The sequence below is a fragment of the Variovorax paradoxus genome (assembly GCF_902712855.1).
In the GTDB taxonomy this organism is placed as follows: domain Bacteria; phylum Pseudomonadota; class Gammaproteobacteria; order Burkholderiales; family Burkholderiaceae_C; genus Variovorax; species Variovorax paradoxus_Q.
This window is the reverse complement of record NZ_LR743508.1, coordinates 1,366,194-1,389,707: the sequence shown is the minus strand read 5'-3', so window position 1 is coordinate 1,389,707 and position 23,514 is coordinate 1,366,194. Positions and strand designations below refer to the sequence as shown.

The window sequence follows — 23,514 nt, the reverse complement described above, 5'->3', positions numbered from 1 at the left end:
TTTTTTTTCCTGGCGTCGCTGTCAGCCGACCGTGTTTTCCAGCACGCCGAGGTGCTCGATCTCGATGCGCACCGTGTCGCCCGAGCGCAGAAACTTCGGCGGCGTGAAGCCGATGCCCACGCCGGCCGGCGTGCCGGTCGCGATCAGGTCGCCCGGCATGAGCGTGATGCCGGCGGAGATGGTCTCGATCAATGTCGGGATGTCGAAGATCAGCTGCGCGGTGTTGGCGTTCTGGCGCAGTTCGCCGTTGACCCAGCACTTCACGTCGAGGTCGGCGGCGTCGAACTCGTCGGCCGTCACCAGGTACGGGCCCATGGGGCAGAAGCCGTCGAGCGCCTTGCCGAGGAACCATTGGCGGTGCAGCTTCTGCAGGTCGCGCGCGGTCACGTCGTTGACGATGGTGTAGCCGAACACATGGTCGAGCGCGTCGGCCTTCCTGATGCCGCGGCCGCCCTTGCCGATGACGATGGTGAGCTCGGCCTCGTAGTCGAGCTGTTTCACCACGTCCGCATGCGGCGGGATGACGTCGCCGGGACCGATCACCGATGTGAAGGGCTTGGTGAACACCACGGGCGCCTCGGGGGCGTGCTCCCCGTCCTTGGCGCTGCTGTCGAAGCCCGACTTGCTGAACTCGGCGGCGTGTTCGGCGTAGTTCTTGCCCACGCAGAAGATGTTGCGCCGGGGATGCGCGACGGGCGCCAGCACCTTGGCGCCGGCCAGTGGCTGGCCTTCGCCCTTGGCGACCAATTGGTTCTTCAGGTCGGCAAAGCCGGAGATCAGGTCGACAAGGTCGCCGCCGAAGCCGGGCACCAGCTCGGCGATCGGCCAGAAGCGCTCGGCCTGCGTATCGACCAGCACGGGAACGGCGCGATCGGCAATGGAAACGGATGCGAATTTCATGGGAATGGAAGGCGTCGTCGCGACGGCAGAATAGGACGGTTGCGGGAAACGCAATGTAGAACCAAAATGAACCATCATCAATACCAATTGCGCAAATATCCAGACCAATTGGTACTGCTAACAACATCCCACGGGGGCGGTGAATGAGCGAAGCATCAGCGGACGCGACCGCATCGACAGCCCTGCAGCCGAAGGCCGAGGGCGCGAAGGCGCTGTCGCGCTACCTGCGCGAGGGCATCGCCAGCGGTGCGCTGCAGGCGGGCGTGAAGCTGCCCGCCGAACGCGAGCTGAGCGAGCGCTTCGGTGCGTCGCGCGGCGCGGTGCGGCGCGTGCTGTCAGGGTTTCGCGAGCGTGGGCTGATCACGCAGACGGTGGGCAGCGGCACCTTCGTGGCCGCAGGCGCGGCTGCACCGGCGCCAGCCGAAGCCGTGCCGGCGCTGCCCTCGCTTCACGTCAACGTGAGTCCGGCCGAACTGATGGTCGCGCGCCGGCTGATCGAGCCGCTGATGCCGTCGCTGATCGTTCGCAACGCCACGGGCGCCGACTTTGCGGTGATGCAGAACTGCATCGAGCAGTCGGAGGCGGCCGAGACCATCGAGGGCTTCGAACACTGGGACGGCGAGCTGCACAAGGCGCTGGCGGTCGCCACGCACAATGGCTTCTTCGTGCACATCCTGGAGCTGACGCAGCGTGTGCGCGACCAGGGGGAATGGGGGCGGCTCAAGGCCAAGTCGCTCACCGGCGAGCGGCGCGCGCAGTACGAGCGGCAGCACCGCGCGCTGGTCGATGCGCTGCGCGACCGCGACGAAGCCGGTGCGCAGCGCATGCTGGTCCAGCACCTGGACCAGATCCAGCGCAACCTGTTCGAAGACTGAACCGGTCGCGCCTTTTCGTTTTTTTGGCGTCCGTTGCGCCCGATCAGGCGGCCGCTTCGCCGAAGCGGAAGCTCGACACCACGAGCCCGCCCATGAAGGCTTCCTCGTGATAGACGCGCTCGCCGGCGTCGGCCTCCGCGGCGCCGACGGCCACCATCAGAGGAATCAGATGCTCTTCGCGCGGGTGCGCCATGCGGGCCGAGGGTGCCGACGCCCAGTCGAGCAACTGCGCGCTGCGCTCGCTCGACGAGCCCCGGGTCACGGTCGCGTCGAGCCATTCGTCGAATGCCTTCGACACGCCGTGCGCCTGCGGTCCGAAGTTGCGCAGGTTGTGATAGCTCAGGCCGCTGCCGACGATCAGCACGTTCTCGTCGCGCAACGGCGCAATGGCACGGCCCAGCGCGAGATGCTCGGCAGGGTCGAGCCCGCGGCGCAGCGACAGCTGTACCACCGGCACGTCGGCCTTCGGATAGATGGCGGCCATCGGCGAGAACATGCCGTGGTCGTAGCCGCGCTCGGGATCGACCTGCACCGGCAGGCCCGCCGCGGCGATCAGCGACTGCACGCGCTGCGCCAGCTCAGGTGAGCCAGGCGCGTCGTAGTGCACCTCATAGGTGTGGGCCGGGAAGCCGCCGTAGTCGTAGATCATGGGCGGCCTGGGGTTGCCCTGCACGGCGAAGACCGGCGCCTCCCAGTGGGCCGACACCATGAGGATGGCGCTGGGCGTGCGGCCGATCTGGCGCGGCATGTCGGCCAGCGAGGCGGCGAGCTGGTCGTAGGTCGGGCCCATTTCCTTCTTCATCCAGGGCCAGGGGCCGCCGCCGTGCGAAATGAAGTAGGTGGGCAGGCGCGATTGCGCTGTGCGGGTGTCGTCGTGGGTCAAGTCGATGCTCCTTGAAGGCTTTGCATCGACTGTAGACATTTCCTATAAAGAAATCGACAGGCTACGATGCATCGAATCAGTTCCTCACAGGAAATCTTGAAAGGTGTTTGCATGGACCGGATGACCAGCCTGCGGGTGTTTCGCGAAGTGGTGGAGGCCGGCAGCTTCGTGGCTGCGGCAGAGCGGCTGGGCCTGTCGGCGCCGATGGCCAGCAAACACGTGGCGCAGCTGGAGAAATCGCTCGGCGCGCGGCTGCTGCACCGCTCGAGCCGGCATCTGAGCCTGACCGAGGCCGGCACCGCCTGGTACGAGCAGAGCCGCCGCGCGCTCGACCTGCTCGATGCGGCCGAGGCCGCCATCGGGCAGACGCGAGACACGCCGCGCGGCCAGCTCAAGGTAAGCGCGCCCGTGTGGTGCGCGACGCCGCGCTTCGCGCGCGTGCTGGCCGACTACCGCGAGAAGTATCCCGAGGTGCTCGTCGACATGCACCTGGAAAACCGCAAGGTCGACCTCGCCGCCGACGGCTACGACCTGGCACTGCGCGCCACGCAGGAGCCTTCGCCCGCGCTCATCGCCCGGCCGCTGTGCCGCGTGCCCTTCTTCCTTGCGGGCACGCCCGCCTACCTGGCGCGCCGGGGCGGCCCGCCCGCCCTGCCTGCCGACCTGGCCCGGCTGGGCGCCATCGTGCCGAGCTACGTCAACCTGGAGAACCTCGCGCTGAAGGGGCCGGGCGGGCGCATGTTCGCGCTGCGGCTCGCGCCGTCCATGCGCTCCGACGACACCACGCTCACGCTGCACGCGGTGCATGCGGACATGGGCATCGCCTTCATGCCGCTGTGGCTGATCGACGACGATTTGGCGCAGGGCCGGCTGGTGCGGGTGCTGCCGGAGTTCGAGGCGACACCGGTCACGCTGTTCGCGGTGTACACGAGCCGTCAATACATGTCGCCCAAGCTGCGCACGTTCATCGACTTCCTGAGCGAGCGGCTGGGCACCGGGGAGCCGGCCAAGGCTTTCGCGAAAGCGCCGCGGAACGCACCTTTTCGGGGCAAGGTCATGCCGGCACGGCTAAAGTCCTGAGCTCTCTGGGAGACCGTGTCCTTGTTCCGTTTCTTCGAAAAACTGCTCCAGCCCTACCCCGCCGCCGAGCCGGCGCTGCCGCCTCAGGGCTTCCTCGCCTTCCTCTGGGCCTGCACGCATGGCGTGCGCGGCAAGATCGCGGTGATGGCGCTGCTGACCGCGCTGATGTCGACCTTCGAGGCGGCGCTGTTCGCGATCCTCGGGCGGGTCGTCGACTGGCTCGGCGGGCAGGTGCCGTCGCGGCTGTGGGCCGAGCGCGGCGACACGCTGCTGTGGCTGGCCGCATTCCTCGTGATCAGCATCGGCGTGGTGGCGCTGCAGACGATCGTCAAGCACCAGACGCTGGCGGTGAACCTGCCGATGCGCCTGCGCTGGAACTTCCACCGGCTGATGCTGGGCCAGAGCATGGCCTTCTACCAGGACGAATTCGCCGGCCGCATCACGGCCAAGGTGATGCAGACCGCGCTGGCGGTGCGCGACACCGTGTTCGTGCTGGCCGACGTGCTGGTCGCGATGGGCGTGTACGTGGCCACGATGATCATCCTGGTGGGCGTGCTCGACGCGCAGCTGGTGTGGCCTTTCGTGATCTGGCTGGTGCTGTACATCGCGTCGCTCGCGTACTTCGTGCCGCGCCTGGGCAAGGTCGGCAAGGCGCAGGCCGACGCCCGCGCGCTCATGACCGGCCGCGTGACCGACGCCTACACCAACATCGCGACGGTCAAGCTGTTCTCGCACACGCAGCGCGAGGCCGGCTTCGCACGCGACGCGATGCGCGACTTCATGAAGACCGGCTACGGGCAGATGCGCCTGGTGAGCGCCTTCGAGATCGTCAACCACACGCTGAGCATGGGCCTCACGGCCGGGATGGCGGGCATGGCGCTCTGGCTGTGGTCGCACGGCGCGGTCGGCGTGGGCACCGTGGCCGCAGCCACGGCGATGGCGCTGCGGCTGCAGGGCATGTCGCACTGGATCATGTGGGAAATGACCAGCCTGTTCGAGAACATCGGCACGGTGCAGGACGGCATGAAGACGCTGTCGCGTCCGCGCACCGTGCTCGACGCGGCCGACGCCACGGTGCTGGCGGTGCCGCGCGGCGAAGTCCGCTTCGAGCACGCGAGCTTCCGCTACGGCCTGGGCGATGACGAAGGGGGCCGGCGCGTGATCGACGACCTGAACCTCACGGTGAAGCCCGGCGAGAAGATCGGCCTGGTCGGCCGCTCGGGCGCGGGAAAGTCGACGCTGGTGAACCTGCTGCTGCGCTTCCACGACCTGGAAAGCGGGCGGATCGTGATCGACGGGCAAGACATCGCGCACGTCACGCAGGATTCGCTGCGCAGCCACATCGGCATGGTCACGCAGGACACCTCGCTGATGCACCGCTCGGTGGCCGACAACATCGCCTATGGCCGGCCCGACGCGACGCATCCGCAGATCGAGGCCGCCGCCAGGCGCGCCGAGGCCCACGACTTCATCCAGACGCTGGGCGACGCGAGCGGCCGGCGCGGCTACGAGGCGCACGTGGGTGAGCGCGGCGTGAAGCTGTCGGGCGGACAGCGCCAGCGCGTGGCCATTGCGCGCGTGATGCTGAAGGACGCGCCGATCCTGTTGCTCGACGAGGCCACCAGCGCGCTCGACTCCGAGGTCGAGGCGGCCATCCAGCAGAGCCTGTACACGCTGATGGAAGGCAAGACGGTGATCGCCATTGCGCACCGGCTGTCGACCATCGCGGCGATGGACCGGCTCATCGTGCTCGACGAAGGCCGCGTGGTCGAAGAAGGCGACCACCGCACGCTGATGGCCAAGGGCGGTCTCTACGCCCGGCTGTGGGCGCACCAGAGCGGCGGCTTCCTGGGCGACAGCCTGGACGAGGACGAGGCCCTGCGCGCCTGAGCGGCCTCAGGCCGGCAGCGCGCCGGGTTCGTACTGCTGCGCGAACTCGGCCGACGGCGGGATCGGCTTGATGATGTCGATCAGCACCCCGTTCGGATCGCGGGTGATGAAATGCCGCTGTCCGAAGGCCTCGTCGCGCAGCGGCAGCAGGATCGGCAGGCCCGCCGCCTGCAGCCGCTCGTGCACGGCGTCCGGGTCGTCCACCTCGAAATTCAGCAGCAGCCCGCCCGCCACCTGACCGCGGGCCGCCTCCGGAATGGTCTCGTGGCTGCCGTCGAGCACGGCGAGGTTCACCGAGGGGTTGTCTTCCAGCTGCAGGTGCACATACCAGTCGCTGGTGAAGAGCGGCACGAAGCCGAAGTGCGACTGGTAAAAGGCGGCGGTGCCGGCGACGTTGCCGGTCATGACGATGGGGTAGTAGCTCGTGACTTTCATGGTCTCGTCCTTTCGAAAAACATACAGACTGCCTGCATGTTGAATGCTAACTGCAGACAGCCTGCATGTAAATTACCCGTCATGGCCACGAACCGAGAACGAACCGAAACCACCCGGCTTGCGCTGCTGGAGGCCGCGCGCGGCCTGTTCGTCGACAAGGGCTACAGCGCCACGTCCACGCCAGAGATCGTGCTTGCCGCAGGGATCACGCGGGGCGCGCTCTACCACCACTTCGCCGACAAGCGCGACCTGTTCCGCCAGGTGCTGGCGCGCGAAGCGATGGCGGTGGCCGCGGACATCGAGGCCGCCACGCCCGAACGGCTGGGCCCGCGCGAGGCCCTGCTCGAAGGCAGCGAGGCTTATCTGAAGGCGATGACCGTGCCGGGCCGCACGCGGCTGCTGCTGATCGACGGCCCCGCCGTGCTGGGCATGGCCGAGGCCATGGCGATCGACGACGCCAATGCGGCGCACTCGCTGCGCGAAGGCCTGAAGCGCGCCGGCATGGGACGCGGCGAAGTCTCGGTCGATGCACTGTCGCAACTGCTGTCTGCCGCCTTCGACCGGGCCGCGCTGGAAATCGAAGGGGGCGCCGATGCGAAGGAGGTCCGCGCGGCGATGCGATGGCTGGTCGAGCAGGCGCTGGGGCCTGTCAGGAAGGCACCGAAGCGCTGAAGCACGCCGTCAGACGATGCCGCGCCCGCCCATCCGCACGGGCCACCTGGCCACGGTGCCGCGCTGCATCGACTCCAGCACCGTCTGAGTGAACACGTTGATGCTCACGTGCCGCGCGAGATAGTGCTCCAGCACCAGGCCCAGCAGGTAGGGGCTGGTGCCCGAGAAGCCCTCCTCGTCGACGCTCAAGGTGCATTGCACGCCGCGCCCGTAGATCAGCGGCCCTGCGCCCGGCAGGCGACGCGTCACCGGTTCGATGCGCGAGCCCACGATGCTGTCGATCTGCCGGCCGAGCACGCCGTTGTCCGAAGTGACGAACAACCGCAGCATGTCGCGCAGCGCCTGCGCGCCCTCCCGGTGCGGCAGGCCGGCCAGCGGCAGGTGGTTGAAGCCCAGCTGGCGGATCAGCCGCCACGCGATCTCGCGCTGCGCGAAGGGCGCCTTCGGCGTGCTCGGCGGCCGAATGAGCCCCACCGCCGACACCGGCACCGAATCGGACACCGCCAGGTCGGCATGCCCGTTGCGCGGCACCAGGCACGGCAGGTCGCGGTTGGTGAGCAACGCCTTCACCGAGAGATAGCGCAGGCTCTCCGGATACGGCGCTTCGTGCTGGTCGACCAGCGAAAGGAACACCTCGGTGCCGATGTAGGGCGTGCGCGTGCCGTATTTGCGCGCAGTGTTCGACACCAGCCGCTGCTCGCGGCGTACCGAGAAATAGCGGCCATGGTTGCCCTCGTCCTCGTTGAGCGTCTGGTAGAGCGGGCGGAATTCGAGCGCCGCGGTGGTCTGCATCTGGTGGCCCGAGATGCGCTGCACCGTGTAGACCTCGAAGTCGAGCGGCCGCGAGCGGTCGGGCACCAGGTGGAACTCGGGCTGCGCCTCGTCGAGCTCGATGCGGTCGGTGCGGCGCTCGAAGAGGTTGACCACCGGCGTGCTGAACAGGGCGAACTGCCCTGCGTCGACCAGCGGACCCAGCGCGCCCGGCGGCTTGCCCAGCAGGACGACGATCTCGGCCTCCTTGCCGCGCACGCGCGCGAGCCCTGGCGCCAGTTGGGTGAGCGTGAAGAAATAGAAGCGCTCCGGGCATGCGAAGTATTCGTGCAGCAGGTTGTGGCCGTGGAAGGTGTTCCACTCCAGCGGCAGCAGGCCTTCGCCCGGCCCGAGGCCCTCGTGCACCAGTGCGCCTTCGGTCACCACATGCGGCCGGTCCACCAGCTTGCCGGGCTCGCCGGTGAAGGTGGCCACGGCGGAGGTGTGCAGCAGCTCGAACAGGTGCGATGCGACCTGCTCGTTGCCGCGCAGGTAGACGGGCAGGCGGTCGAGACCGGCCAGCGTGGCGAAGTTCATCTCGCCCACGATGCGCAGCCTCAGGCGCAAGGCGCCCGCCACCTGCACATGTGGCGGCAGGTAGCGCTCCAGCGCAGGGATGTCGGGCGGCGCGCCCGTGAGCCTGGCTTCGGAAATTTCGATGGGCCACAGCGTCACGTCCTGGCTCGAGCGGAACTCGCACGGCGTTTCCTCGCCCGCAGGCACGCGCGCATGGAAGGCCGTGCCGCGCGGCACCACGAAGCCGCGCGTGAAGTCGCCCTCCTTCACGCTCGGATGCAGCTGCGCCACCGCCATCGACGGCGTGGGGCTCAGGTAGTTGGGATACAGCACTTCGAGCAGCCGCTGCGTGAAGCGCGGGAACTCCGCGTCGAGCTTGATCTGCATGCGCGCCGACAGGAAGCTGAACGACTCGATCAACCGTTCCACGTAGGGGTCGGCCACTTCGGTGCCGTGCATGCCCAGCCGCCGTGCGATCTTCGAATGCGACGCGGCGAACTCGCCCGCCGCCTCGCGCATGTAGACCAGCTCCTTGTTGTAGTAGTCGAGAAGTCGGGGGTCCATGTTGCTAGCGTTCCCTGGAAGATCGAGGAAGAAGAAAAAGAAGTGTGTGGGCCGGACCCGGCATCTCAGCGCGCCGCCGGCAGCACGCTCATGCGATTGGTTTCGAGATCGACGGCGCTCTGCACCGTGAACGCCAGCGGATAGGGCTGCACATCGATCAGCGCACGGATCTCGAACAGCAGCACGTTGCAGGCCCCGGCGCCGCCCTCTTCCTTCATGAGCGGCACCACCGACACGGACGCCGGAATGAGCCGGGGTTCGTAGCGCAGCACCGCGAGCCGGATGATGCGTTCGATGTCCGTCCACCTGCGTTCCGACAGGTAGCTGCCCGCCAGCGGCGGCACGCCGAAGTTCACGGTGGACGATGCGGCCTCTGCGTGGCGCTTGCGATCGATCAGGTCTTCCGCGTTGGTGGTGTTGAGGAGAAACCCGATATCGCGCTGAACGATGTCGCGCATCTGGCTCGCGCTCACCGTGTAGGCCGAGGGCAACTCCGAGGCCTGGCTCGGCGCTTCGTCGCGCAGCCGGTCGAACAGCGTGGGCAGCAGATGTGCGTTGGGACGCGCCGCAGCGCCCTCCTGTGCGCGGGATGCGCGGGCGCCGGGGTGGACCGGATCGGCGCCGGCAAAGGGAAAGCGATCGATGGATTGCATGGACTCGGCCTCGAAGAAGAGGCGCGGAGTCTTGCGCGGACGCGCGTCGGCCACTGCAAACAATGGTCACATCTCTCAGACTGCCGAAAGAAATGGCTTCAGCGCGGGGAAAAGTCATGGGTCTTGCGCTTTGCGAGTCCTACAGCACACGCCGCCCCTTGCCGACAGTCCGCCACCCGCCATGCGACGAAGCTGAACACATATTCAACACAAAGGAGTCCTCGCGTGAATTCCATCATCTACATCGTCGGTCTGGTCGTGGTCGTGGTCGCAGTGCTCTCGTTCTTCGGCCTGCGCTGAAGCCGGGCGCGCGCTGCCTGCGCCGTTCCTTCCCCACCCACTGCACGGGGCCGCTTGCGGCCCCGTTTCTCGTGGTCGCCGGGCATAATTTGTGCGCCCCGGCACCGTGCGGGGCCTCGTCATTTGCGAAGGGACCCTGTTGACCAACACCGCGTTGCGCGATCTTGCTTTTTCGGATGCGGTGACGACCGAGGCGGTGCGATGGGCCGAGCAGAACGGCCCGCTCGACGACACGTCGGCGATGCGCGCTGCCGCATCATGGCATGCCGACGGCCCCGCACAGATCGCCGAACGCGCACGTCAGTTGGGCGAGCGCATCGGCCTCTTGCAGGAACTCGACCGCGCCCGCCAGTGGGCGCCGTGGGTGCTGCTGGCGATGATCGCGCTGATCGTGACCGCAGGCCTCGGCCTCGCCAGCAGCGTGACGGGCGCAGGCGACCGGCACATCAATGTGATCGTTGCGCTCGTGAGCCTGCTCGGCGTGCATGCGCTCACGCTGCTGCTGTGGCTTGCGGGCCTCTGGATGCCGCTCCGGTTCACGGGCAACGCCTCGTTCGGACGGATCTGGCTTTCGCTGACCGCGCGCGTGGCCGGCGGCAAGCGCGGGCAGGCGCCGCTGCTGGTGCGCGCGGCCACCGGGCTCGTGGCGCGCGCCAGGCTGCTGCCGTGGGCCTTCGGCATGGTCAGCCACGGCATCTGGTCGCTCTCGTTCGCGGTGGTGCTGGCTGCCATGCTGTTCGCGCTGGCGTTCCGAAGCTACACGCTGAGCTGGGAAACGACCATTCTCGAGCCCGCTTTCTTCGTGCGTGCCGTGCACGCGCTGGGCTGGCTGCCGGCGAAGCTCGGTTTTCCGGTGCCCGACGCAGCCACGGTCATGGCGGCTCCTGGTGCCATGGGCGCCATCGACCACGGCGGCCAGCGCACCTGGGCGCTGTGGCTCACCGGGTGCATCGTGGTTTACGGCCTGTTGCCGCGCGCGGTGCTCACCCTGTGGAGCGCAGCCATGTGGCGCGCACGCCGCAAGGCGCTGCAGCCCGACTGGCGCGAGCCTTATTACCGCAAGCTGCTCGGCCGTTTCGCCGCGCTGGCCCCGGCGGCCATCGTCGATGCCGATCCAGGCCGCACGCGCCCCGACACGCCCGAAGGCCTTGCCGAGGCGCAACTGCACGACGTGCTCTTCGTGATCGGCTTTGAACTCCCGCCCGACACGCCCTGGCCGCCGCCCGCCTTGTCTGGCCTTCCTGCAACCGGCCCCGACGTGCTGCAGGTGCAGCGCATCGACGGCAGCGCACCCGCCCGCCGCGCATTGCTCGACCAGCTGGCGCGCGTGCAGCCGCGCACCGTGCTGCTGGTGTGCCATGCCGCCTCGAGCCCCGACCGGGGCACCGAACGCTTCCTGCGCGAGGTGCTGGCCCATTGCGGCGAATGCCGCCTGTGGCTCGCCGAAGCGCCGAACGAAGGCGCCGTGCGGCGCTGGCTCGACTGGCTGAGCGACACCGGCCTGCAACGCGTCGCGGCCAGCGACCGCCTCGACACCGCGCTGCAAGACGCAGTCGCCACGCCATGACGCAACGACCGCAGGCACAGGCTCCCATCCGCATTGCCGTCGTCGGCCACACCAACGCCGGCAAGACCTCGCTGCTGCGCACGCTCACCCGTCGCGTGAACTTCGGCGAGGTGTCGGACCGTCCCGGCACCACGCGCCATGTCGAATCGGCCGACCTCGAGGTGAATGGTGCGGCCGCGGTGCGCTTCTTCGACACGCCCGGCCTCGAGGACGCTGTGGCGTTGCGCGAACACTTTGCTGGCGCCGACTCGCAGGCCACGCCGCCTGAACGCATCCGCCGTTTCCTTCAGGGGCCGGAGGCCCACGGCGTCTTCGAGCAGGAAGCCAAGGTGCTGCGCACCATGCTCGAGATCGATGCCGCGTTCCTCGTCATCGACGTGCGCGAGCCGGTGCTGCCCAAGTTCCGCGACGAGATCGAGCTGCTCAACTCCTGCGCGCGGCCGGTGCTCCCGGTGCTGAATTTCGTGCGAGACGCCGCAAGCCGCGAGCCGGCCTGGAAGGAGCTGCTGTCTGCCTACGGCCTGCACGTGCAGGTGCGCTTCGACGCGGCGGCGCCCTTCGTCGGCGCCGAACGCGACCTGTACAACGACCTTGCCACCCTGTTGCGCGAGCGCCGCGAACTGCTGCGCCACGTGGTCGACGCGCTCGACACCGAGGCCGCGCAGCGGCGCCGCTCGGCCTGCGCGCGCATCGCCGAGCTGCTGGTCGATGCAGCGGCGGTGCGCCGCACGGTGCCCGCCACCGAATTCGCCGACGCAGCGCGCCGGCAGGCGCTCGTCACCGCCTTGCAGAAAACGGTGTTCGACAAGGCCCAGCGTTGCACGGACGACCTGCTCGCGCTCTACGGCTTTCGCCAGGGTGACGCCGACGAGGCGCCGCTGCCCATGATCGAAGGCCGCTGGGCGCTCGATTTCTTCAACCCCGAGGCCATGAAGGACGCCGGCCTGCGGCTGGGCAAGGGCGCGGTCATCGGCGCGGCGGTGGGCGTGGTGGCCGACCTGGCAATGGCGGGCATCTCGCTGGGCACCGGCGCGGCGCTGGGCGGTGCCATCGGCGGTGCGGTCTCGCAGGGGTGGGGGCCGCTCGGACGCAAGCTGGCGAACAAGCTGCGCGACATGCACGAGCTCACCGTCGAAGACGGCGTGCTGTTCGCCCTGGTGGCGTGGCAACTGAAGCTCACGCAGGCGCTGGAGCTGCGTGGCCATGCGGCCACGCAGCGCATCAGCGCCGGCGCTGCGGCTGAAGGTGCGTCCGAAGACGTCGTGAACGACACACTTTCGCAGGCCATCGCAGCCGCGGTACGCGCCGCGCAACCGGCGCGCAACCACCCGGACTGGGAAGCCGGCGGCAATGCAGCCGCACGCATCTTCTGGCGAGCATCACCGCAACGCGAAGCGCTCGCCGCCGACCTGTCGCAGGCGCTGCTGCGCGCCTTCGAGCCCGCCTGACCATTGCCAGGCCGCGCAATCCGACAGCTTCAGCCGGGACGCGACGAACAGGCCTGTGCCGCCAACGCCTTGCGGGCCCGTGCGCGGCGGACTCCGAGTGCCAGCAGCACGATGCCCATCAGCAGGAATCCAACCGCGGGCATTACCCACACCATGCCGGCCGTGGTGTACACGCACTGGCATTCGGCGTCATAGAAGCGGCCGAGCTCGTTGAAGTCTCGGCTCAGGTAGCGGCCGTACCAGACCCAGAAGAAGAAAGCCGAGGCGGCGAGGGAAACGAGGGCCAGTCCGAGACCGACGAGAGCAGTTGCTGGAGATCGGGGCATGTTGCGTAAGCGGTTGCACGGATTGTCCGGCCGACGCGGCATGATCGCGCGTCGACCTCCCGCGACAGGCCACGCCATGACACCCACCCTTCGCGCCTTGCGCGCCGACATCACCACGCTGCAGGTCGACGCCATCGTCAACGCCGCCAACTCGTCGCTGCTCGGCGGTGGCGGAGTCGACGGTGCGATCCACCGCGCAGCGGGCCCGGAACTCGTGCACGAATGCCGGCTGCTGGGCGGCTGCAGGACGGGAGACGCCAAGCTCACCAAAGGCCATCGGCTGCCCGCCCGCTTCATCGTGCACACCGTCGGCCCGGTGTGGCGCAACGGCACGTCGGGCGAGCCCGCGCTGCTTGCGTCGTGCTACCGGCAGTCGATGGCGATCGCCGCCGCGCAAGGCGTGCGCAGCATCGCGTTCCCGAGCATCAGCACCGGCATCTACAGCTATCCGATCGAGCTGGCCGCCGCGGTCGCAGTGCGCACGGTGCGCGAAGTGCTCCAGGCCGAGACACCCATCGAGGACGTGGTGTTCTGCTGCTTCTCGGCGGCCGACCTGGCGGTGTACGAAGCGGCCCTTGGCGGCGGTTCCGCACAATGAGGGCATGACAGACGATTTCTACGACGAGCTCGCCCCGCTCTACCACCTCATCTATCCCGACTGGAACGAGAGCATCGGCCTGCAGGGTGGCAAGCTCTCGCGGTTGATCGAGGCCGAATGGCCCGGACAGGGCGCCCGCCGCAAGGTGCTCGACGTGTCGTGCGGCATCGGCACGCAGGCGCTCGGACTGGCGGCGCAGGGCCACGACGTGACCGCCTCGGACCTCTCCCCTCGCGAGATCGAACGCGCGCGCAGCGAGGCCGGCGCTCGTGGGCTCGACATCGCCTTCGCCGTGTGCGACATGCGCGAAGCGCACACGCACCACGGCGGCGGCTTCGACATCGTGATGTCCTGCGACAACTCGATGCCGCACCTGCAGACCGACGACGACCTGCTGACCGCCTTCCGCCAGATGACGGCCTGCCTGCGTCCCGGCGGCGGCTGCGTGGTCAGCGTGCGCGACTACGCCAGCGAGGCGCGCGGCACCAACATCGTGAAGCACTACGGCGCGCGCGTCGAGAACGGCCTGCGGCACGTGCTGTTCCAGGTGTGGGACTTCGACGACGACGGCCGGGGCGCGCACTACGACCTCGGGTTCTTCTTCGTCACGGAAGACCTCGCCACCCAGGCGGTGCACACGCGCGTCATGCGATCGCGCTATTACGCGATATCCACCGCGCGGCTGTGCGAGTTCATGCGCGAGGCAGGGCTGCAGGACGTGCGGCGCATCGACGACGCGTTCTTCCAGCCGGTGCTCGTGGGTACGCGCGCCGCAAGCTGAAGGGTAGACAGGCAGGCGGGCGTGCGCATCTCGCGCGGCGGACCGGGTTGTCAGGACCTGCCTGCAGACCACCGCCAGTGGCATGCGAGTCGTTCGAAGCGATTGCAAAAGCAACGGAAGAAAACGAAGAAGACCGGTCACCGTGCCGTCATGGGCCAAACCTAGCATCCGGCGGCTCCGATCTCTTTCCTGCAACCACTCGAATACACAACATGACAAAGACGAGCGTTCCAGCATCCGCCCCCCGCCCGGTTCGGGCTGCCATTGCCGCGATCGCCGCAGTCGGCGGCTGCCTGGTGATCGCCGCCTGCGGCGGTGGCAACGGTGGCGGTGGCATCGCGTTCCCGGTGCTTCCGCCGGCACCGGCGCCCGCACCGGCACCTGCGCCTGCACCGCCGGCCCCTGCGCCGCTGGGCACGCTCGACGGCGCCGTGCCGCTCGTCATCGGCCACCGCGGCCTGCCGGGCCTGTATCCGGAAGAGACGAAGACCGCCTACGAAGCCGCGGCCGACGCCGGCGCCGACTCGCTCGAGACCGACCTGCACCTCACCAAGGACTGCGTGCTCGTCGCGCGCCACAACCCCTGGCTCAGCGACAACACCAATGTGGCCGATGTCGCCTTGACCAACCCCGACGTGGCCAGCCGCAAGCGCACCGTGCCGCCGGTGCTGGTCAACGTGACCTATCCCGCGATTCCGGAGAACGGCCCGGCCCAGTACAAGAGCGACCTCACCGACCCGGCCGATCCGAAGTCGGTGCTCAAGTCGCTCGTGGTCGACGGCGAGGACCACACCAACGACTGGTCGATCACCGACTTCACCATGGACGAGCTGCGCCAGTGGATCCGCGGCACGACCTACGACGCGAAGGACCAGCGCCCGACCGACCTCAACGGCAAGCTGCCGATCCTGAGCTTCCAGGAGGTCATCGACATCGCCAAGGCCAAGAGCGCTGCCACCGGCCGCAAGCTCATCGTCTATCCCGAGACCAAGAATCCGATCTGGAACAACGCGCAGGCCATCGCCAACGGCTGCGGCCCGAAGGGCAGCCGTCCGCTGGAAGACGCGCTGCTCAAGATCATGAACTTCAACGAGCTCAACGACAAGGACGCGCCGATCATCGTGCAGAGCTTCGAGCCCGAGAGCCTGAAGTACCTGCGCTCGGCCGGCCTGAAGGCGCGTGCGGTGCAGCTGGTGGACGGCAACGACGTCAACTACGAGACCGGCGAGATGATCTACGTGACGAAGGACGACTACACCTTCGTCGACGGCCGCCCCTACAGCTGGACGCTGGCCGGCAACCCGAAGTGGTTCGGCGAGATGCTCACGCCCGCCGGCCTGGCCGAGGTCAAGACCTATGCCGACGGCATCGGCCCGTGGAAGCCGCAGGTCATGGCGCACACCGTCGTGCCGTTCGTCGCCGGCAAGGGCCTGGCCGACGTGAACACGATCAAGCCCACGGCGCTGATCGCCGATGCGCACAAGGCCGGCCTCTTCGTGCACAGCTACACCTTCCGCAACGAAGCCAAGTACCTCGCGGGCGTGTACAAGGGCGACCCGGCGGCCGAGTACCTCGCGTACTTCCGCGCGGGCATCGACGGCGTGTTCTCCGACTTCGCCAACACCGCCTTTGCGGCGCGCGCGACGTACCTGAAGGAAACCGGCCGCTGAGCCCGCGGGGCAGCAGCGGGCCGCGCAGCCGATGTACCCGGGCGAAAGACTCAACGGATACAGCCACCTGCTCGGCCTGCTGCTCGCGCTGCCCGCCGCGGCACTGCTGCTTGCCAAGACCGTGCCCACCGGCGACCCCGCGCGCATCGCGGGCGCGCTGGTGTTCTCGCTCTCGGCGGTGGTGCTGTACGCGGCCTCCACGCTCTTCCACAGCACGCGCGGACGGTTCAAGCGCATGTGGGAGCGCGCGGACCACTGCGCCATCTACCTGCTGATCGCCGGCACCTACACGCCGTTCGCACTCGTCACACTGCAGGGCGTGTGGGGCGGCCTGCTGCTCGCGGCGATCTGGAGCGCGGCGCTGTTCGGCATCTGGCGCGAACTGGCGCCGGCCACGGGCGGTGCCGCCCGGCCGCCGCCGCTGTGGCTGTACATCGGCATGGGCTGGGTCGGCGTGCTGGCCGCCGTGCCGCTGGCCGCGCGGCTCGACGCGGCCGGTCTCGCGTGGCTGCTCGCGGGCGGCGTGCTGTACACGGCAGGCACGGTGTTCTACCGGAACCGGCAGGGCTTCCGGCATGCGCACGGGGCATGGCACCTGTTCGTGCTCGCGGGCACGGCGAGCCACTACGTGGCGGTGGGCTGGTTCGTCCTGTAGGCGTCGCTTCAGGCGCCCTCCGAGGCCCCCTCCTGGTACCGGACGAGGCACCGCGGGGATAATCCCCGACCGATGATCGTCCGACCCCGCCCCCACTGGCTGCGCATGCTCTTCGTATGGCGCGGTTCGGTCCTGCAGACCATCCTTGCGCAGCTGCTGTGGACCACCGCTTTCGCGGTGCTCGTGACCTTGTCGCATGGCCGGCTGTTCCAGTGGAAGGTGCCGCTGAACTTCGTGCCGTTCTCGCTCATCGGCCTGACGCTGGCCATCTTCCTTGGTTTTCGCAACGGCACCAGCTACTCGCGCTTCTGGGAGGCGCGCACGCTGTGGGGTTCGCTGCTGAACGAAACGCGCACGCTGGTGAGGCAGGTGCTCACGCTGGCCGACGCGCCCGTCGAGGCGAACGTGCCGACGATGCGGCTCATCGCCTTCGTGCATGCGCTGCGCCACCAGCTGCGCGGGACCGACGCGGCGGCCGACCTTGCGCGGCTGCTGCCGCCCGGGGACTGCGCGCGTTTGCAGGCCGCGCGCTTCAAGCCCGCCATGCTGCTGCTGATGGTGGGCGAATGGATGCGCGGCCAGCGCCAGGAAGGCCGGCTCGACCCGATGCTGGCGCAGTCGATGGAGGTGCCGCTGGGCCGCCTCACCGAGGCGCTGGGCGGGTGCGAGCGCATCGCGAACACGCCGATCCCGTTCACCTACTCGGTCATCATCCACCGAACCATCTACCTGTACTGCGTGCTGCTTCCCTTCGGCCTGGTCGACGCCATCGGTCCGATGACGCCGGTGGTCGTCGCCTTCATCGCGTACACCTTCTTCGCGCTCGAAGCGCTCGGCGCGGAGATCGAGGAGCCCTTCGGCACCGACGCGAACGACCTTGCCTTGGACGCCATGAGCCGCACGATCGAGTCGACCCTGCGCGAGATGCTGGGAGAACCGCAACCGGTGCCGCCGCTGCCCGCCGCGGAAGCGTCGTCCGCCGGCTACGTCCAGACCTGATCCGCCGCTCAGCCCTCGCCCGGTGGGTAGTCCGCGCCCAGCGTGGTCGATTCCCATGCGTCGAAGTCACCGCGCATGAACTCGAGCTTCTTGCGCGCCAGGTCGAGGGCCGCCTTGCCCAGCACCAGCCGCAGCGGCGGGTTGTCGGACAGCGCGGCATCGATGATGGCCTGCGCCGCGCGCACCGGGTCGCCGGCCTGGTTGCCGCTGCGCGCGGCGGTCTGCCTGCGGCGCTCGCCGGCCGTGGCCTCGTAGGCCTCGATGCGCGTGGCCGACTGCTTGATCGACGGACCGGCCCAGTTGGTGCGGAACGGCCCCGGCTCGACCACCAGCACGCCGATGCCCAACGGCTTGACCTCGATGGCGAGCGATTCCGAGATGCCTTCCACCGCGTACTTGGTGGCGTGGTAGTAGCCGGTGGCCGCGAAGCTCGTGAGCCCCCCGATGGACGACACGTTGACCACCAGCCCGTTGCCCTGCGCGCGCATCACCGGCAGCACCGCCTTGGTCATGTCGACGAGCCCGAACACATTGGTCTCGAACATGTCGCGCACTTCCTTGTCGTCGCCCTCCTCGATGGCGGCGAGATAGCCGTAGCCCGCGTTGTTGACGAGCGCGTCGATGCGCCCGAAATGCTGGCGCGCCTGCGCCACCACCTGGTCGATCTGCTCGCGTCGCGTGACGTCCAGAGGCAGTACCAGCGCACGCTCGCCGTGGCCTTCGGCGATGTCGGCGACCTGCGCCGGGTTGCGCGCGGTCACCACGGCGCGCCATCCGCGTGCGAGCACCAGCCGGGCGAGCTCGCGGCCGAAGCCGGTGGAACATCCCGTGATCAGCCAGACGGGGTCGGTTCGATTCATCATCTTTGAAACTCCATGAAACGTCGAGGGTCGGGACAACGGAAGCCGCAACGGCTTCGCGGCCGCACAGACTACGCCCGATCCATGACCTTGTCCCGGGCACGACAACCACACCCTGGCCCGCGTGCGCGCGGGGCCTCGGTACTTCCGGGCCCAGGCCTCGACAGGGCAGCGCGCGCAGGCAGTTGAAGCAGGAACAGGTCCAGAAGTCGATCAGCACCACCTTGCCGCGCAATCCTTCCATGGTCGGCGGCGGCAAGTCGAGCCACTGCACCGCGCCATCGAGCAACGGTACCGGCCCTTCGACAGGCAGCGCGCCGGCAAGACCGGTGGGTGGAAGCCCCCGGGGCACGGGGCGCGGATCGACGGGCGCGCGCCGCGCACGCCGCGCACGCCGCGCACACCAATCAGGCCGCGTCGGGACGCATCCGCTGTGCCAGCCCGGTACTGCCCCTCGCCTGCAGGCTGTCGGCCGCGCCGGTGCGGTCCCGCACATCCTTGTTCTGGCTGAGCTTGAACTTGCCCTCCAGCGACGTGACCGCGATCTCGATGCCGACGATGTTGCGCAGCAGGCCGTCGATGAACTCCGGCGCCGAATCGCCCATCTTCCATGGTGTCGGCTCGCCGGCTTCGTGGCGCCGCGTCAGGCGCGCGACGATCCGCCGCACGAACCGCTCGTCGTCCTGGACGGCCAGGATGCCGTGCGCATGCACCACTTCGTAGTTCCAGGTCGGCACCTGCCGGTGCGCCTCGTGCTTGGAGGGATACCAGCTCGGCGAGATGTAGTCCTGCGCACCGCGAAAGATCACCATCACCGGGCTGCCCGACGGGCAACGCTGCCACAGCGTGTTGGAGCGCGCGACATGCGCGAGCAGCGTGCCGCGCTCGCCGGTGTCGGGATCGAACTCGAAAGGCAGGTGGTCCGCGTCGAAGCCGTCGGGCCCCTGGGTGACCAGCGCTCCGAGCGGATGTTCACGGATGACGCGGTGCAGTTGCGCGGGGTCGGTGACGGCGAAGTGCGGAGGGATGTACATCGTGGCGGCCAAAGGCATTGAAACGGGGAAAGCCGACACTTTCGCCGCTGACCGGCACAATGGGAAGAACCAGTTCTGTGCAATTTCGATGGACCAGTTTCGCTCCTCACCTCATGCACCGGCCGAAGGCGCAGGCGCCGGCCGTCGCGTCTACGACCTGCTGCGCGCGCAGATGGCCGACGGCACGCTGCCCGCGGGCGCCAAGGCGCCATCGACCCGCGCACTGGCCGCCGACCTCGGCGTGTCCCGCACGACCGTCACGGCCGCCTATGAGCAACTGGCGGCCGAAGGCTTCCTGGTCACCGCCGTGGGCCGCGCCGCACGGGTCGCCGGCGCGCCGCCTGCAGCGCCGGTCTCGCGTGCAACGCCGCGCCGTCGGAAGCAACCGGCGCCCGCGCTGTCGGACTTCGGGCGCCGCGTGGCGGGTATCGCGATGCCTGCGCTCGCCCGTGCGAAGCCGGCTGCCATCGACTTCGCCTACGGCGCAGTGGCCTCGCGCGACTTCCCCTCGCAGATATGGCGGCGCGCGTACCAGGCCGAGCTGCTTCGACATCAGCACAGCCTCTATTACGCCGCACCAGAGGGCGACGCGTCGCTTCGGCGCTCGCTGCAGGGCTATCTGCGGCGTGCGCGCGGACTGGCCTGCGACGCCGAGCAGATCCTGGTGGTGCATGGCTCGCAGCAAGGCATCGACCTCTGCGCGCGGCTGCTGCTCGACCCGGGCGATGCCTTCGTCTTCGAGGACCCAGGCTACCTGATGGCACGCCGCAGCTTCGAGGCCGCAGGCGGCCAGCTGTCGGCCGTGCCCGTCGACACGCAGGGGCTGGACACCGCCGGCCTGCCGTCAGGCATGCCGGCTCGGCTGGCCTACGTGACGCCGTCCCATCAGTTTCCGCTCGGCGGCGTGCTGCCCGTCGGCCGGCGCATGGCGCTGCTGCAGTGGGCGCAGCGGCAGCGCGCCTGGATCGTCGAGGACGACTACGACGGCGAGTTCCGCTACGGACAGCGCCCCATCGACGCGCTGCAGTCGATGGATGGCGATGGCCGTGTGATCTACATCGGCACCTTTTCGAAGGCCCTGTCGCCGCAGCTTCGCATCGGCTACCTGGTGCTGCCCGCCGAACTCGTGCCCGTGTTCCGGCAGGCCAAGCGCCTTGTGGACCGCCACGCGCCGCTGCTGGAGCAGCGTGTGCTCGCGTCGCTGATCGACAGCGGTGCCTACGAACGCCATGTGCGGCGGGTGCGCCGCGAGAACGAACGCCGGCGCGCGGCCTTGCTCGGCGCCGTCGAGCGCCACCTGCCGGGCGACGCGACGGTCGCGGGCACGGCGGCAGGACTGCATGTGGTGCTGTGGCTGCCCTTTCTTCGGGCCCGCGACGAAACGGCGCTGGTGGAAGCCGCGCTTGGCCGCGGCGTGGGCGTCTACCCGGTGTCGCCGCTGTTCGCCACCGCGGCGCACCGCGCCAGGCACAAGGCTGCGGGGCTGATCCTCGGCTACGCGAGTCTCACGCCCGAAGAGATCGATCGTGGAATGCGTGCGCTGGCGGCCGTCATCGGATCATTGGCCGCGAAGGCCCGATAGCGCTTGCGACGGCGACCGGGCCTGCGCGGCGGGTCAGCGGAAAGCCGTGCTGCGATACGGACTGCGCGCGTCGCTCAGCAGCAGCCGGTTGGTGCGCAGCAGGTTCTCCTCTCGCTCGTTCGAATAGCGCCAGATCAGGCCGCCGGCGATGTAGGCCGCGCTCACCTGCGGCCAGTCGGCATAGGCGTGCTGCACCTTCTGCTTCAACCCGCCGGCGAAGCGAGCGAATTCCGCGCGATCGATGTAGCCCAGCTGCACCGCCCAGCGCGTCAGGCTCGCCAGCCGCACCGCATCCCAGGCCACGAGGTTGCCGATCTGCGCGGGCTGCACCTTGAAGTGCCGGCGCAACTCGTCGACCCACGAGCGGCTGCCCGTCACCAGCTGGGACAGGTCGGCGGCCGAATGGCCGCTCTGCGCGCCGAGGGACTTGTAGTCGAGGCTCTTGCGCGCCTTGATCTGGAAGAAGGCGGGGAACATGCCATCGGCCAGCATGCGCAGCAGCGGGTGCGTGGTCTGCACCGCATCGTCGACGGCCGCGATCGATTGCCACAGCGGAGCGTAGGTCGAGCGCTGGCCTTCCTGCACGAGCCAGTCGGCCTTCTCCTCGAAGCTCGCGCGGTCGTCCACGCCCCACACCTGCGCGATGCCTTCGCGCAGGTCCTCGTCGTGCTTGCCCGTGGCCACTGCGTTCACGTGGTCGCCATTGAAGGCGGAGAGCGGCGCGCTCAGCGTGACCAGCCAGGCTTCGTCCGGCGTGGTGTCGGGCGTGGCGTGGAAGTGAAGTTTCTCGTTGTCCATCAGCGCGTGGCCGACGATGTCCATGATCCCCATCGATATCCTCCGAAAGTTTTAATGCACCGGAAGCTGCCCGCGCGGCCGAGGCTTCGCAGCGATTTTCATTTTCCACATCGCTGCCTGCCCGTCGCCGGGCGGTGCAGACAGCGCGCCCCGGCATGCCCGCGGAACCGGATGGATCGAGGGGCAACCGTCGAAGGAGCCGACGCCGCGAAGTCAGCCCGCGAGTGCGGTCACCGCGATGCGCGTGGCCGCCGCCACCACGTCGTTGCGCGTCTTCGCATCCTTCTGCGAGAAAGTCAGGTAGACCGACAGCACCAGCGGCGCACCGGCCGGCGGCCACAGCACGCCGACGTCGTTGTTGCTGCCGTAGGAGCCTGCGCCGGTCTTGTCGCCGACCTTCCAGCCGGCGGGCACGCCTGCCATGAAGCGCTCCTTGCTGGTCGTGTTGCCGAGCAGCCAGGTCTTGAGCAGGTCGCGCTGCGGCGCACCGAGCGCGTCGCCGAGCACCAGCCGCTGCACGCTGTCGGACATGGCCGAAGGCGTGGTGGTGTCGCGCATGTCGCCGGGAATGCTGGTGTTCAGCTCCGGCTCCGTGCGGTCGAGCCTGAAGACCTGGTCGCCGATGCGCCGCGAGAAGGCCGTCACCTCGCCGGGCCCGCCCAGCAGCCGCAGCAGCACGTTCGCGGCGGCGTTGTCGCTGTACTGGATGGTCGCCGCGCACAGCTCGGCCACGCGCATGCCGGTGGTCACGTGCTTCTCTGTGATGGGCGAGTTGGCGATGAGGTCGCTCCTGCCGTAGCTCAACTGACGGGCCAGCAGGTCCGGCTCCTTCGCGCTGCGTTCCAGCACGGCGGCGGCCAGCATCAGCTTGAAGGTGCTGCACATCGGAAAGCGCTCGTGCGCGCGGTGCTGGATGCGGGCGCCGGTGCCGGTGTCGAAGCCGGTCACGCCGAGGCGTCCGCCCGAGGCACGCTCGAGCTCGGCCAGTTGCGATTCGGCGGACGACGACGACGACGACGACGACGTCTTCGCAAAGCCTGCGGTGCAGGCGCTGGCGAGGGGCAGCACGGAAGCAGCGAGCAGCAGGGTGCGGCGCTGGAAGGATGGGTTCATTTCGTTTCTTCTTTCTTTCGGCGGGTGGATGGAACCGGGTGAATCGTAGGAGCCGCTCCGCGTGCGGGCCAGCCAGCCGCACGTGTTCTGCGTCCCGGGTGTATCCGCTGTAACGCGCACCGGCCCGCGTACAGGCCGATATGTGGATGCAGCGAAGCCCTTGGCGCTCCTGGATGAGCCCTGAGCCGATGGCGCGGCGATGCAGGCAGCGTCGGTTCACGCAGCACTTCATTTCTGCCGGCCACGCGTACGCGCGGCCGTGTCAAACCTCTGTCACCTTCGGCCCGCAAGATCTGCGGCATTAAGAGCGTTTGTGCTTTTTATTGCAATTCATCTTGCATCCACGAACGCAACGGATCCCACGTTCTCCGGCGCCGCCGCGGCGTGGGCATCCCAACTCATCGAGGGAACATCATGGCCAGAGTTTCGAAGGCGCGCCAAGGTTTGGCGGGAGGAGGTTTGTGTGCCGCGCTGCTGCTCGCGGCGTGCGGGGGCGGCGGTGGCG

The 23,514-nt window shown here is 68.8% G+C and carries 22 protein-coding genes and 1 pseudogene; 12 read left to right on the top strand and 11 right to left on the bottom strand.

What is annotated here, in order from left to right; translation table 11 throughout:
• Positions 1-21 precede the first annotated feature (21 nt).
• Positions 22-900 carry a fumarylacetoacetate hydrolase family protein gene (locus AACL56_RS33055; RefSeq protein ID WP_339094765.1) on the bottom strand — a complete coding sequence of 293 codons (879 nt, stop codon included), beginning with the start codon at positions 898-900 and terminating at the stop codon, positions 22-24.
• Positions 901-1,043: 143 nt separating this feature from the next.
• Between AACL56_RS33055 and AACL56_RS33050 the strand changes: the two genes are divergently transcribed.
• Positions 1,044-1,775 carry a FadR/GntR family transcriptional regulator gene (locus AACL56_RS33050; RefSeq protein WP_339094763.1) on the top strand — a complete coding sequence of 244 codons (732 nt, stop codon included), beginning with the start codon at positions 1,044-1,046 and terminating at the stop codon, positions 1,773-1,775.
• Between the two features lie 43 nt (positions 1,776-1,818).
• On the opposite strand, the gene AACL56_RS33045 is transcribed toward AACL56_RS33050, so the two are convergent.
• Positions 1,819-2,658 (bottom strand): DODA-type extradiol aromatic ring-opening family dioxygenase, encoded by an 840-nt coding sequence (locus AACL56_RS33045; protein ID WP_339094761.1) that lies wholly within the window; start codon positions 2,656-2,658, stop codon positions 1,819-1,821.
• A 111-nt stretch (positions 2,659-2,769) separates the two neighbouring features.
• Here AACL56_RS33045 and AACL56_RS33040 point away from each other — a divergent pair, with 111 nt between their 5' ends.
• Positions 2,770-3,738 (top strand): LysR family transcriptional regulator, encoded by a 969-nt coding sequence (locus AACL56_RS33040; protein ID WP_339094760.1) that lies wholly within the window; start codon positions 2,770-2,772, stop codon positions 3,736-3,738.
• A 21-nt stretch (positions 3,739-3,759) separates the two neighbouring features.
• Positions 3,760-5,628: an ABC transporter ATP-binding protein gene (locus AACL56_RS33035; protein ID WP_339095317.1), complete on the top strand. Its 1,869-nt coding sequence runs from the start codon at positions 3,760-3,762 to the stop codon at positions 5,626-5,628.
• 6 nt (positions 5,629-5,634) lie between these two features.
• Here AACL56_RS33035 and AACL56_RS33030 read toward each other — a convergent pair whose 3' ends face one another.
• The gene (locus tag AACL56_RS33030) at positions 5,635-6,063 is read right to left on the bottom strand and encodes a VOC family protein (RefSeq protein ID WP_339094758.1); all 429 of its coding nucleotides are present in this window, start codon (positions 6,061-6,063) and stop codon (positions 5,635-5,637) included.
• A gap of 81 nt (positions 6,064-6,144) precedes the next feature.
• On the opposite strand from AACL56_RS33030, the gene AACL56_RS33025 reads away from it, so the two are divergent.
• A complete protein-coding gene (locus AACL56_RS33025) occupies positions 6,145-6,735 on the top strand; it encodes a TetR/AcrR family transcriptional regulator (RefSeq protein WP_339094756.1) in 591 nt (196 codons plus the stop codon).
• Between the two features lie 9 nt (positions 6,736-6,744).
• Here AACL56_RS33025 and tssF read toward each other — a convergent pair whose 3' ends face one another.
• Together tssF and tssE are read right to left on the bottom strand one after the other, a co-directional pair.
• Positions 6,745-8,625 carry a type VI secretion system baseplate subunit TssF gene (tssF, locus tag AACL56_RS33020; RefSeq protein ID WP_339094754.1) on the bottom strand — a complete coding sequence of 627 codons (1,881 nt, stop codon included), beginning with the start codon at positions 8,623-8,625 and terminating at the stop codon, positions 6,745-6,747.
• 65 nt (positions 8,626-8,690) lie between these two features.
• Positions 8,691-9,278 (bottom strand): type VI secretion system baseplate subunit TssE, encoded by a 588-nt coding sequence (gene tssE / locus AACL56_RS33015; RefSeq protein WP_339094752.1) that lies wholly within the window; start codon positions 9,276-9,278, stop codon positions 8,691-8,693.
• 439 nt (positions 9,279-9,717) lie between these two features.
• Here tssE and AACL56_RS33010 point away from each other — a divergent pair, with 439 nt between their 5' ends.
• Both AACL56_RS33010 and AACL56_RS33005 read left to right on the top strand, forming a co-directional pair.
• The gene (locus AACL56_RS33010) at positions 9,718-11,145 is read left to right on the top strand and encodes a DUF2868 domain-containing protein (protein ID WP_339094750.1); all 1,428 of its coding nucleotides are present in this window, start codon (positions 9,718-9,720) and stop codon (positions 11,143-11,145) included.
• Entirely contained in the window at positions 11,142-12,593 is a 1,452-nt protein-coding gene (locus AACL56_RS33005; protein ID WP_339094748.1) for a GTPase/DUF3482 domain-containing protein, read from the top strand. Before AACL56_RS33010 ends, AACL56_RS33005 begins: the two co-directional genes overlap by 4 nt.
• Positions 12,594-12,622: 29 nt before the next feature.
• Here the strand turns inward: AACL56_RS33005 and AACL56_RS33000 are convergent, their stop codons facing one another.
• Positions 12,623-12,919: a hypothetical protein gene (locus AACL56_RS33000; RefSeq protein ID WP_339094746.1), complete on the bottom strand. Its 297-nt coding sequence runs from the start codon at positions 12,917-12,919 to the stop codon at positions 12,623-12,625.
• Positions 12,920-12,995: 76 nt separating this feature from the next.
• On the opposite strand from AACL56_RS33000, the gene AACL56_RS32995 reads away from it, so the two are divergent.
• The 5 genes from AACL56_RS32995 (at position 12,996) to AACL56_RS32975 (ending at position 17,622) form a co-directional block, all read left to right on the top strand.
• Complete coding sequence (locus AACL56_RS32995) at positions 12,996-13,517, top strand: O-acetyl-ADP-ribose deacetylase (protein WP_339094744.1); 522 nt, start codon at positions 12,996-12,998, stop codon at positions 13,515-13,517.
• A 4-nt stretch (positions 13,518-13,521) separates the two neighbouring features.
• The gene (locus tag AACL56_RS32990; protein WP_339094743.1) at positions 13,522-14,298 is read left to right on the top strand and encodes a class I SAM-dependent methyltransferase; all 777 of its coding nucleotides are present in this window, start codon (positions 13,522-13,524) and stop codon (positions 14,296-14,298) included.
• A gap of 212 nt (positions 14,299-14,510) precedes the next feature.
• Positions 14,511-15,968, top strand: a complete 1,458-nt coding sequence (locus AACL56_RS32985; RefSeq protein ID WP_339094741.1) for a glycerophosphodiester phosphodiesterase family protein — start codon at positions 14,511-14,513, stop codon at positions 15,966-15,968.
• A 31-nt stretch (positions 15,969-15,999) separates the two neighbouring features.
• A complete protein-coding gene (gene trhA, locus AACL56_RS32980; RefSeq protein WP_339094739.1) occupies positions 16,000-16,623 on the top strand; it encodes a PAQR family membrane homeostasis protein TrhA in 624 nt (207 codons plus the stop codon).
• Positions 16,624-16,695: 72 nt separating this feature from the next.
• Positions 16,696-17,622 (top strand): bestrophin family protein, encoded by a 927-nt coding sequence (locus AACL56_RS32975; protein ID WP_339094737.1) that lies wholly within the window; start codon positions 16,696-16,698, stop codon positions 17,620-17,622.
• Between the two features lie 8 nt (positions 17,623-17,630).
• Here the strand turns inward: AACL56_RS32975 and AACL56_RS32970 are convergent, their stop codons facing one another.
• The 3 genes and pseudogenes from AACL56_RS32970 to AACL56_RS32965 form a co-directional block, all read right to left on the bottom strand.
• Positions 17,631-18,485 (bottom strand): oxidoreductase, encoded by an 855-nt coding sequence (locus AACL56_RS32970; RefSeq protein WP_339094735.1) that lies wholly within the window; start codon positions 18,483-18,485, stop codon positions 17,631-17,633.
• Between the two features lie 138 nt (positions 18,486-18,623).
• Positions 18,624-18,804: pseudogene (locus AACL56_RS34390) on the bottom strand (cytochrome c biogenesis protein DipZ); the annotation flags it as partial.
• Between the two features lie 85 nt (positions 18,805-18,889).
• Positions 18,890-19,516: an FMN-binding negative transcriptional regulator gene (locus AACL56_RS32965; RefSeq protein WP_339094733.1), complete on the bottom strand. Its 627-nt coding sequence runs from the start codon at positions 19,514-19,516 to the stop codon at positions 18,890-18,892.
• A gap of 88 nt (positions 19,517-19,604) precedes the next feature.
• Between AACL56_RS32965 and AACL56_RS32960 the strand changes: the two genes are divergently transcribed.
• The gene (locus AACL56_RS32960; protein WP_339094731.1) at positions 19,605-21,098 is read left to right on the top strand and encodes a PLP-dependent aminotransferase family protein; all 1,494 of its coding nucleotides are present in this window, start codon (positions 19,605-19,607) and stop codon (positions 21,096-21,098) included.
• Between the two features lie 33 nt (positions 21,099-21,131).
• Here the strand turns inward: AACL56_RS32960 and AACL56_RS32955 are convergent, their stop codons facing one another.
• Both AACL56_RS32955 and bla read right to left on the bottom strand, forming a co-directional pair.
• The gene (locus tag AACL56_RS32955) at positions 21,132-21,920 is read right to left on the bottom strand and encodes a DUF1266 domain-containing protein (protein ID WP_339094729.1); all 789 of its coding nucleotides are present in this window, start codon (positions 21,918-21,920) and stop codon (positions 21,132-21,134) included.
• A 189-nt stretch (positions 21,921-22,109) separates the two neighbouring features.
• On the bottom strand, positions 22,110-23,009 hold the full coding sequence (gene bla / locus AACL56_RS32950; protein ID WP_339094727.1) for a class A beta-lactamase: 900 nt from the start codon (positions 23,007-23,009) through the stop codon (positions 22,110-22,112).
• Positions 23,010-23,514 lie beyond the last annotated feature (505 nt).